At 69.1% G+C, this 8,845-nt stretch carries 11 protein-coding genes and 1 pseudogene; 2 read left to right on the top strand and 10 right to left on the bottom strand.

Going from position 1 to position 8,845, the window contains the following annotated elements; translation table 11 throughout:
- Positions 1-19: 19 nt before the first annotated feature.
- The 10 genes and pseudogenes from AC27IO_RS17155 to AC27IO_RS17110 all read right to left on the bottom strand — a co-directional run bounded on the left by AC27IO_RS17155 (position 20) and on the right by AC27IO_RS17110 (position 7,561).
- Complete coding sequence (locus AC27IO_RS17155; RefSeq protein ID WP_092743710.1) at positions 20-235, bottom strand: TOBE domain-containing protein; 216 nt, start codon at positions 233-235, stop codon at positions 20-22.
- Between the two features lie 79 nt (positions 236-314).
- Positions 315-1,136 (bottom strand): ATP-binding cassette domain-containing protein, encoded by an 822-nt coding sequence (locus AC27IO_RS17150; RefSeq protein WP_498739843.1) that lies wholly within the window; start codon positions 1,134-1,136, stop codon positions 315-317.
- Positions 1,137-1,140: 4 nt separating this feature from the next.
- Positions 1,141-2,118 carry an aliphatic sulfonate ABC transporter substrate-binding protein gene (locus AC27IO_RS17145; RefSeq protein ID WP_498739842.1) on the bottom strand — a complete coding sequence of 326 codons (978 nt, stop codon included), beginning with the start codon at positions 2,116-2,118 and terminating at the stop codon, positions 1,141-1,143.
- A 41-nt stretch (positions 2,119-2,159) separates the two neighbouring features.
- Positions 2,160-3,023, bottom strand: a complete 864-nt coding sequence (gene ssuC, locus AC27IO_RS17140) for an aliphatic sulfonate ABC transporter permease SsuC (protein ID WP_272569330.1) — start codon at positions 3,021-3,023, stop codon at positions 2,160-2,162.
- Complete coding sequence (locus AC27IO_RS17135; protein WP_498739841.1) at positions 3,020-3,394, bottom strand: VOC family protein; 375 nt, start codon at positions 3,392-3,394, stop codon at positions 3,020-3,022. Before AC27IO_RS17135 ends, ssuC begins: the two co-directional genes overlap by 4 nt.
- A 15-nt stretch (positions 3,395-3,409) precedes the next feature.
- A complete protein-coding gene (gene ssuD / locus AC27IO_RS17130) occupies positions 3,410-4,573 on the bottom strand; it encodes an FMNH2-dependent alkanesulfonate monooxygenase (protein ID WP_284425656.1) in 1,164 nt (387 codons plus the stop codon).
- A gap of 19 nt (positions 4,574-4,592) precedes the next feature.
- Entirely contained in the window at positions 4,593-4,778 is a 186-nt protein-coding gene (locus AC27IO_RS17125; protein ID WP_284425657.1) for a hypothetical protein, read from the bottom strand.
- Between the two features lie 12 nt (positions 4,779-4,790).
- A pseudogene (locus tag AC27IO_RS17120) lies at positions 4,791-5,752 on the bottom strand (sulfonate ABC transporter substrate-binding protein).
- Between the two features lie 147 nt (positions 5,753-5,899).
- A complete protein-coding gene (ssuE, locus tag AC27IO_RS17115; protein WP_498739839.1) occupies positions 5,900-6,490 on the bottom strand; it encodes an NADPH-dependent FMN reductase in 591 nt (196 codons plus the stop codon).
- A 48-nt stretch (positions 6,491-6,538) separates the two neighbouring features.
- Positions 6,539-7,561 (bottom strand): sulfate ABC transporter substrate-binding protein, encoded by a 1,023-nt coding sequence (locus AC27IO_RS17110; protein ID WP_272569324.1) that lies wholly within the window; start codon positions 7,559-7,561, stop codon positions 6,539-6,541.
- A 143-nt stretch (positions 7,562-7,704) separates the two neighbouring features.
- Between AC27IO_RS17110 and AC27IO_RS17105 the strand changes: the two genes are divergently transcribed.
- Positions 7,705-7,977, top strand: a complete 273-nt coding sequence (locus tag AC27IO_RS17105; protein ID WP_284414462.1) for an oxidative damage protection protein — start codon at positions 7,705-7,707, stop codon at positions 7,975-7,977.
- 28 nt (positions 7,978-8,005) lie between these two features.
- A partial coding sequence (gene mnmC2 / locus AC27IO_RS17100; RefSeq protein WP_498739845.1) for a tRNA (5-methylaminomethyl-2-thiouridine)(34)-methyltransferase MnmC2 occupies positions 8,006-8,845 on the top strand: 840 nt, incomplete at its 3' end.

The following is an 8,845-nucleotide window of genomic DNA, read 5'->3' as shown; positions in this document are numbered from 1 at the left end:
TTTTTGGCCCCGATGCCCTTCACAGCTTGGCGATCGACACCTCGGTGGATTTGACCAACGCCACGACGTCGGAGCCCACGACCAGGCTCAGTTCATCGACCGAGCGCGTCGTGATGACGGAGGTGACGATGCCCCAGGGCGTCTCGACATCGACCTCGGACACGACGTCGCCGCGGACGATCTCGCGCACTTTGCCCTTGAATTGATTGCGCACGTTGATGGCTTGGATGGACATGGTTTTCTCCTTGAAAAGTCCGGGAACGGAAAACGGTGGGATCGAAAATCAGGGGAACGGAACGATGGAAGGCGTCGTTTCAGACCGCCCAGCGCAGCCCGTGCGCGGGAATGCCGGGCCAGGCCGGATCGGCCGGCGGGTCAGCGTCGGGCTTTTGCAGCACGCGGTCGAGGATGCGTTTTTCGATGGCGGCGAACGCGGCGTCGCCCTGCGAGCGAGGGCGGGCCAGGTCGATGCGCTCGTCCAGCGCGATGCGGCCGTCCTCGATCAGCACCACGCGGTCGGCCAGGGCCACGGCCTCCTGCACGTCGTGGGTGACGAGCAGCGCCGTGAAGCGATGGCGCTGCCACAGCCCCTCGATGAGGCGGTGCATCTCGATGCGGGTGAGCGCATCCAGCGCGCCCAGCGGCTCATCGAGCAGCAGCAGGCGCGGCTGGTGCACCAGGGCACGCGCCAGGGCCACGCGCTGTCGCTGCCCGCCCGACAGCCGTGCCGGCCATTCGCCCTCGCGGTCGGCCAGGCCCACCTGCGCCAGCACCTCGCGGCCCCGCGCCTGCGCGGCCTTGGGCAGGCCGATCGTCACGTTGTCGAGCACCCGGCGCCAGGGCAGCAGCCGGGCTTCCTGGAACATGATGCGCGTGTCGCCGTGCAGGCCGGCCACGGCTTGGCCGTCGGTGGTGAGCGTGCCGCTGCTGGCGGCCTCCAGCCCGGCCACCAGCCGCAGCAAGGTGCTCTTGCCGCAGCCGCTGCGGCCCACGATGGCGATGAATTCGCCGGGTTCGATTTCCAGTTGCGCGTTGCGCAGCACCTCGCGCTGGCCGTAGCGCTTGGACAGGCTGCGCGCCTGCAGGCGCACGCCGCCGGCGGGGGATGCAGAAGAGGAAGGTCGGGCGTCAGGCATGGGGTCAGGCTCCGGGCTTGAACAGGGGAACGGCCAGGGCATCCACCCGGCGCGGGATCAGCTTCTCGGCAAAGAAGGCATCGGCGATGCGCTGCTGCTCGGCCAGTCCTTCGGGCACCACGGGCCGCACGGAATAGCTGCGGCGGCCGTTGGCCTGCTCGATGACGGACGCATCCAGGCCCCACACGGGGGCCAGCAGCGCGGCGGCCTCCCTGGGGTAGGCCTTGGTCCAGCGGCCGGCCTTTTCCAGTTCGGCATACAGGGTGCGCAGCACGTCGGGCCGCGCCTGGGCGAACCGGGTGCTGGCCAGGTAGTAGCGCTGGTACGACGCCAGGCCCGTGCCGTCGGCCAGCACCCGGGCGCCAGACTGCTGCCGCGCGGCTGCGAGGAACGGGTCCCACACCACCCAGGCATCGATGGCGCCGCGCTCGAAGGCGGCGCGGCCGTCGGCGGGCGTGAGGTAGGCCGGCTCGATGTCCTTGAACGACAGGCCGGCTTTCTCCAGCGCGGCGATCAGCAGGTAGTGCGCACCCGCCGCCTTGGCGAAGCCGACCTTCTTGCCCTTGAGCTCGGCCACGGTCTTGAGCGGCGAGTCCGCCCGCACCAGGATGGCCTGGGCCGTGGGCGACGGCGCCTCCTGTGCCACGAAGGTCACGCGGGCCCCGGCGGCCTGGGCGAACACCGGCACGGTGTCGGCCACGTCGGCGCTGAAGTCCAGGTTGTCGAGGTTGAGCGCCTCCAGCAGCGGCAGGCCGCTGGTGAACTCGTGCCACACGGGCTGCACACCCAGCGGCGCGAACTGCTTTTCCAGCGTGCCCTGCACTTTCAGCAGCGCGGTCAGCGTGGACGACTTCTGGTAGCCGATGCGCACCACGGACGGCGCAGCGCCTTGTGCGGCGGCCAGACCGGTGCCGCCCAACGTGGCCGTGGCGGCCAGCGCCGCCAGCACCGTGCGGCGATTGGGGGAATGGGAAAAGGTCATGGGCGGTTTCTTTCTTTCGGTCGAGCGCACGGCGGACGGGTTCAGGACTTGGCCTGGTAGCCGGGGTGCCAGCGCAGCCACCAGTGCTCCAGCCCGCGGGCGAACACATCGGCCAGCTTGCCGAGCAGCGCATACAGCAGGATGCCCACCAGCACGATGTCGGTCTGCAGGAACTCGCGGGCGTTCATGGTCAGGTAGCCGATGCCGGCCTGGGCCGAAATCGTCTCGGCCACGATCAGGATCACCCACATCAGCCCCAGCGAAAAGCGCAGGCCCACCAGGATGGACGACAGTGCGCCGGGCAGGATGATTTCGCGGTACAGCTGCCAGCGCGACAGGCCGTAGGTTCGGCCCATCTCGATCAGGCCCGGGTCCACGTTGCGGATGCCGTGGAAGGTGTTCAGGTAGATAGGAAAGAACACCGACACGCTGATGAGGAACAGCTTGGCCGACTCGTCGATGCCAAACCACAGGATCACCAGCGGAATGAGCGCCAGCGCCGGAATGTTGCGCACCATCTGGATGGTGGAGTCGAGCAGCGTCTCGGCCAGGCGCAGCGAGCCGGTGAGCAGCCCCAGCACCAGCCCCAGGCCGCCGCCGATCGCCAGGCCCGCCAGGGCACGGCTGGCGCTCACCTTCACATGGGTCCACAGCTCGCCCGATTCGGTGAGCGTCCACGCGGCCTTGACCACGTCCAGTGGCGCGGGCAGCACGCGGGTGGACAGCCACCCCAGGGCGGACGCCACCTGCCACAGCGCGATCAGCGCGACCGGCACCAGCCAGGGCAGCAGGCGTCGCCACACGGCGGCCACCAGCTGCACCAGCGGCGCAGGCAAGGCGCCCGCCGGGCCTTCGGGCGACTCGGGCAGGGGCGAGACCTGCAGCTCTCGTACCGTATCGGTCATGCGTCGTACCTCGGTTCGTTGTCGGGTTCGAGGAACTCCAGCTGGTTGCCCGCCGGGTCCTTCACATAAAAGCGCAGGTAGCCGGGCAGCGCCCGGTTCTCCACCAGCGGCAGCTCGGCCTGCAGCAACCGCCCGCGCAGCTCGGACAGGTTCTCCACTTCGAACGCCAGGTGGGACACGGCAGGCGCCGGCTGCCAGCGTTCGGTGGGCACCAGCTCGATGCGCTGCGCGCCCGCGGCAAAGCGCAGGGTGCTGCCGATGGGGTGGATCAATTCCGGCAGCCCCAGCAGCGTGCTGTAGAAGTTGCGGATCTGGCCCTCGGCGCCCGCCGGAAAGGCCAGTTGCACATGGTTGATGGAATGGATCGCCATGGTCTGCCCCGCCGCTCAGCTTTGCGACGCGCGCGGCGCGTACTGGTTGCCCACGACCTCGCCGAATGGCCCGCCGGGCGCGCCGCCCGCGAGCTTTTCCTGCAACGCCAGCGGCAGCAGCGGAAACACCAGCTCGGCAAAGCGGTACGCCTCTTCGAGGTGCGGGTAGCCCGACATGACGAAGGTGTCTATCCCCAAGGCGGCGTACTCCTTGATGCGGTCAGCCACGGTCTGCGGATCGCCCACCAGGGCCGTGCCCGCGCCGCCGCGCACCAGGCCCACGCCGGCCCACAGGTTGGGGCTGATCTCCAGGTCAGCCCGGGAGCGCCTGGCCCCGCCCGAATGCAGCGCGGCCATGCGGCGCTGCCCCTCGGAGTCCATGCGCGCGAACACGGCCTGGGCCTGCACCACGGTTTCGTCCTTCACGCGGCTGATGAGGCTCTCGGCCGCGGCCCAGGCCTCGGCATCGGTCTCGCGCACGATCACGTGCAGGCGGATGCCGAACTTCACCGTGCGGCCCAGCCGCGCGGCCTTCTCGCGCACATCAGCCACTTTCTTGGCCACTTCGGCGGGTGGCTCGCCCCAGGTCAGGTAGGCCTCCACCTGTTCGGCGGCCAAGTCGTGCGCGGCGGCCGAGGAGCCGCCGAAGTACACCGGCGGATACGGCTTTTGCAGCGGCGGGAACAGCAGCTTGGCGCCCTTGACCGAGAGGTGCTTGCCCTCGTAATCGAAGGTGCCGCCGTCGTGGCTGCGCGTGAGGATCTCGCGCCAGATGCGGATGAACTCGGCCGACTGCTCGTAGCGCGCCGCATGGTCGAGGAACACGCCGTCGCCTTCCAGTTCGACCTGGTCGCCGCCCGTCACCAGGTTGATCAGCAGCCGCCCGCCCGAGAGCCGGTCGAACGTGGCCGCCATGCGCGCGGCCAGGCTGGGCTGGTGCAGGCCCGGCCGCACGGCCACCAGGAACTTGAGGCGGCGTGTCACCGCCACCAGGCTGGACGCCACCACCCACGGGTCTTCGCACGAGCGCCCGGTGGGAATGAGCACGCCTTCGTAGCCCAGGCTGTCGGCCGCGACGGCCACCTGCTTCACGTAGTCGTGGCTGAGCTGGCGCGCGCCTTCGGTGGTGCCCAGATAGCGGCTGTCGCCATGGGTGGGAATGAACCAGAACACTTGCATGCGATGACCTCGTCGTCGTTCAGTAGGAAATGGCGAAAAATGGCGCCCGCGCCACGGCCCGGCGCCGGCGCGCAGCCCGGGGTGCCGGGGCGAGCGCCAGCACGCGGGCGCTTTCGCGCGGCGCCGACAGGCCCCAGGCCTGGGCGGTCACGCCCAGCACCCGACGCACGCGTACCTGCAAAGGGGTTGGGAAAGGTGCGGACATGGGTGCACCCTTTCAGAGCAGGTCCACCGGAGCGGCGTCCTGCAGGTTGAGCTTGCGGGGGATGAGCTTCAGGTCGAAGAACGTGTCGGCGATCACCTGCTGCTCGGCCAGGATGTCGCGCGACACCAGCGAGGTGCCGTAGCCCGCCCGGCCCACGAACAGCTCGGTGACGGCGCGGTCCAGTCCCAGCACGGTGGACAGCTCCGCCGCGGCCTCGGCCTTGTGTGCGGCGATCCACTTGTCGATGGCGTCCACCTCCTGGATGGCGACGCGCAGCACGTCGGCGTTCCTGGCGGAATAGTCGCGCGAGGAAAAGTAGTAGGCGCGGTTGTTCGCCACGCCCGTGGCATCGGCCAGCACGCGGGCCTGCAGCGTCTTTTGCGCCGACGCGAGGAACGGGTCCCAGATCACCCAGGCGTCCACGGCGCCTTTCTCGAAGGCCGCCCGCGCATCGGGCGCGCGAGGAAGACCGGCTGCACGTCGCGGTAGTGCAGGCCATGCTTTTCCAGCACCTTGACCAGCAGGTAGTGCACGTTCGAGCCCTTGTTGAGCGCGACGCGCAGGCCCTTCAGCTCGGCCACGCTCTGGATCGCCGAGCCCTTGGGCACGACGACGGCCTCCAGCTGCGGGCGCGGCACCGTGGCCCCCACGTACACCAGCGGCGCACCAGCGGCCTGGGCGAAGATGGGGGGCGCTTCGCCCACGTCGCCGAAGTCGATCGAGCCGACGTTCAGCGCCTCCAGTTGCACCGGGCCGGCATTGAACTCGGTCCAGGTCACCTTCACGCCCAAAGGCGCCAGGCGTTTTTCCAGCGTGCCACGGGCCTTGAGCAGCGACAGCCAGCCCTTTTGGTGGCCCACGCGCAGAACGCGGTCGCCCTTCTGGGCCAAAGCGGGCGGCAGGCCGGCGGCCAGCACGGTGCCGAGGCCGGAAGCCACCATCCGGCGGCGCAGGGAAGAGAAATTCGAAGTCATGCGATCGGTCTTTCTGGCGAGGTGCACCGGGTGCGGGCGGCAATGCAGCGGCCTGCCCGCGGCGGGCGGGTTCTCAAAAATGGGGAAGGCTTGGGGAGGAGCGGACGGCGGGGGCCGGCCCACAGGCCGGCGCCGCCCGGGGGCGCGTCAAACGCTACATCGCACCTGGGAGAAATGCACCGGCGCGAACCGCGTGGCCTGGGCCGGCGCGGGCCGCAGGGTTTCGGTGATGAGCACGTTCACGGCGTCGTCCAGCCGGAAGGACACGTCGTGCCCCACCTCGTAGGCGCCCTCGGGCGTGAGCGTGACCTGGGCATCGGTGGCGTAGATGCCCGGCAGGATGTGCTTGGCGCCCAGCGACTGCAGCACCGGCCGCAGCGCGTAGTCCAGCGCCAGCATGTGGTGGGCGCTGCCGCCGGTGGCCAGCGGCAGCACGGTCTTGCCCTTGAGCGCCGTCTGCGGCAGCAGGTCGAGAAAGACCTTGAGCACGCCGCTGTAGGCCGCTTTGTAGACGGGCGTCGCCACCACCAGCACGCTGGCCTCGGCCACGCTGTCCACCGCGTGGGCGATGGAGCGGTGGCCCGTGTCCGCCAGCAGCAGCGCCTGGGGCGACAGGTCGCGGATGTGCAGGCGCTGCACCAGCGCACCGCGCACCGACAGGCGCTGCGACACGGTATCCAGCAGGGCGGCGGAGCGGGAACGCTCCGAGGGGCTGCCGGCGATCAGGAGGACGGACATGGAATGGGGCTTTCTAGCGCGGGCGGATTGGCAAGAGCGCCGTCGTCTTCACTTCTTGGTGTAGATCTGGTCGAAGCTGCCGCCATCGGCGAAGTGCGCCTTGTCGGCCTTCGCCCAGCCGCCGAAGGCCTGGTCGATGGTCACCAGCGTGAGCTTGGGGAACTGTTTGTCGTACTTGGCCTTGGCCTTGTCGCCCGTAGGGCGGTAGAAGTTCTTGCCGGCGATGTCCTGGCCTTCGTCGGAGTACAGGTACTTGAGGTATTCCTCGGCGACGGCGCGGGTGCCCTTCTTGTCCACGTTCTTGTCCACCACCGCCACGCTGGGCTCGGCCAGGATGGACAGCGACGGCACGACGATCTCGAACTTCTCGGGACCGAACTCCTTCAGCGCCAGGAAGGCTTCGTTCTCCCAGGCCAGCAGCACGTCGCCCACGCCGCGCTGCACGAAGGTGATGGTGGAGCCGCGGGCGCCGGTGTCCAGCACGGGCACATTGCTGTACAGCTTGGCGACGAAGTCCTTGGCCTGTGCGTCGCCGCCGTACTTGCGCTTGGCAAATTCCCAGGCGGCCAGGTAGTTCCAGCGGGCGCCGCCGGAGGTCTTGGGGTTGGGGGTGATCACCTGCACGCCGGGCTTGGCCAGGTCGTCCCAGTCCTTCAGGCCCTTGGGGTTGCCCTTCTTCACCAGAAACACGATGGTCGAGGTGTAGGGGGCCGAATTGTGCGGCAGGCGTTTTTGCCAGTCGGCCTTGACGAGGCCGCCGTGCGTGACGAGCGCATCGATGTCGCCGCCCAGTGCCAGCGTGGCCACGTCGGCATCGATGCCGTCGATGATCGAGCGCGCCTGCTTGCCGGAGCCGCCGTGCGACTGCTTGATCGCCAGATCCTGGCCGCTCTTGGCCTTCCAGTGCTTGGCGAACGCCTGGTTGTATTCGACGTAAAGCTCCCGGGTGGGGTCGTAGGACACGTTCAGGAACTGCACCGGCTGGGCCAGCGACGGCAAAGCCGTCAGGGCCATACCGGCCAGCAGGGCGGCGGCGAGGGGAAACTTGATAAAGTCGCGGCGAACGTTCATGAGAGGCTTTCTTTTGTGGAATGCGGTCCGGTGCAAATCACCGATGCAACGCATTCTGAAAGTCGCTCTTCAAAACTGGAACTACTGAAATTTCAGTTTTAAATACCTAAAACATCTAAACCACCTTTCCAGGACCCTTCCCCATGGCACGTACCGTTCAATGCATCAAACTCGGCAAGGAAGCCGAAGGCCTCGACTTTCCCCCCTACCCCGGTGACCTGGGCAAGCGCATCTGGGAGGGTGTCAGCAAGGAAGCCTGGGCCGCCTGGCTCAAGCACCAGACGATGCTGGTGAATGAAAACCGCCTGAACCTGGCCGACGCCCGCGCCCGCCAGTACCTGGCCCGGCAGATGGAGCAGCACTTCTTCGGCGAAGGCGCCGACGCCGCCCAGGGCTACGTGCCGCCCAGCGCCTGAACCGCCGGGAATGAACCCGGCTCGGTTCCTGCCGGAGCCCATCGACTGGCTGGCGGACGGCACCCCTTACAGCCCGCGGTTCGGCGACCGTTACCACAGTGAAAACGGCGGCCTGGACCAGGCGTGCCGCGTGTTCCTGCACGGCTGCGGCCTCCCCCAGGCCTGGGCCGGCCAGCCACACTGGCGCATCCTGGAGACCGGCTTCGGCCTGGGGTTGAACTTCCTCGTGACCTGGGCGGCCTGGCGCAGCGACCCCGATCGCCCTGCCCTGCTGCACTTCGCCTCGTGCGAGGCCCACCCCGTGGCCGCGGCCGACCTGCTGCGCGCCACCAGCGCCCACCCCGACCTCGCGCCCCTGGCGCAGCACCTGCACGACCAGTTCTGGGGGCTGCTGCCGGGCGTGCACCGCCTGTCGTTCGAGCAGGGCCGCGTGCTGCTCACGCTCTATGTGGGCGATGCCCAGGCCATGCTGCGCCAGCAGATGCCGACGGCCGATTCGGTCTACCTGGACGGCTTCAGCCCGCAGCGCAACCCCGATCTCTGGAACGAACACACCCTGAAGGCCGTGGCGCGCTGCTGCCGGCGGGGCACGCGGCTGGCGACCTGGACCATCGCGCGGGCGGTGCGCGACACGCTCGCGCAGTGCGGCTTCACCGTGGCCAAGGTGCCCGGCGTGCCCCCGAAGCGCGACAACCTGCAGGCCACGTTCGATCCGGCCTGGGAACCCCGGGCGGCGCGCAACGCCCCGCCGCCGCTGGAAGTGGCGGCGGCGTCCGAATGCCTGGTGATCGGCGCGGGACTGGCCGGCGCCTCGGTGGCCGCGAGCCTGGCGCGTCGCGGGTGGAAGGTGCGGGTGCTGGACCGCGCC

It is taken from the genome of Acidovorax sp. KNOB132, assembly GCF_057541515.1.
Note: the sequence above shows the minus strand (reverse complement) of the source record. Positions and strands in the feature narration are given on the sequence as shown.

What these genes read in the sequence shown, in the direction of transcription:
- AC27IO_RS17155 (WP_092743710.1), bottom strand. Translation starts at nt 235, where the DNA reads ATGTCCATCCAAGCCATCAACGTGCGCAATCAATTCAAGGGCAAAGTG.
- AC27IO_RS17150 (WP_498739843.1), bottom strand. Translation starts at nt 1,136, where the DNA reads ATGCCTGACGCCCGACCTTCCTCTTCTGCATCCCCCGCCGGCGGCGTG.
- AC27IO_RS17145 (WP_498739842.1), bottom strand. Translation starts at nt 2,118, where the DNA reads ATGACCTTTTCCCATTCCCCCAATCGCCGCACGGTGCTGGCGGCGCTG.
- ssuC (WP_272569330.1), bottom strand. Translation starts at nt 3,023, where the DNA reads ATGACCGATACGGTACGAGAGCTGCAGGTCTCGCCCCTGCCCGAGTCG.
- AC27IO_RS17135 (WP_498739841.1), bottom strand. Translation starts at nt 3,394, where the DNA reads ATGGCGATCCATTCCATCAACCATGTGCAACTGGCCTTTCCGGCGGGC.
- ssuD (WP_284425656.1), bottom strand. Translation starts at nt 4,573, where the DNA reads ATGCAAGTGTTCTGGTTCATTCCCACCCATGGCGACAGCCGCTATCTG.
- AC27IO_RS17125 (WP_284425657.1), bottom strand. Translation starts at nt 4,778, where the DNA reads ATGTCCGCACCTTTCCCAACCCCTTTGCAGGTACGCGTGCGTCGGGTG.
- ssuE (WP_498739839.1), bottom strand. Translation starts at nt 6,490, where the DNA reads ATGTCCGTCCTCCTGATCGCCGGCAGCCCCTCGGAGCGTTCCCGCTCC.
- AC27IO_RS17110 (WP_272569324.1), bottom strand. Translation starts at nt 7,561, where the DNA reads ATGAACGTTCGCCGCGACTTTATCAAGTTTCCCCTCGCCGCCGCCCTG.
- AC27IO_RS17105 (WP_284414462.1), top strand. Translation starts at nt 7,705, where the DNA reads ATGGCACGTACCGTTCAATGCATCAAACTCGGCAAGGAAGCCGAAGGC.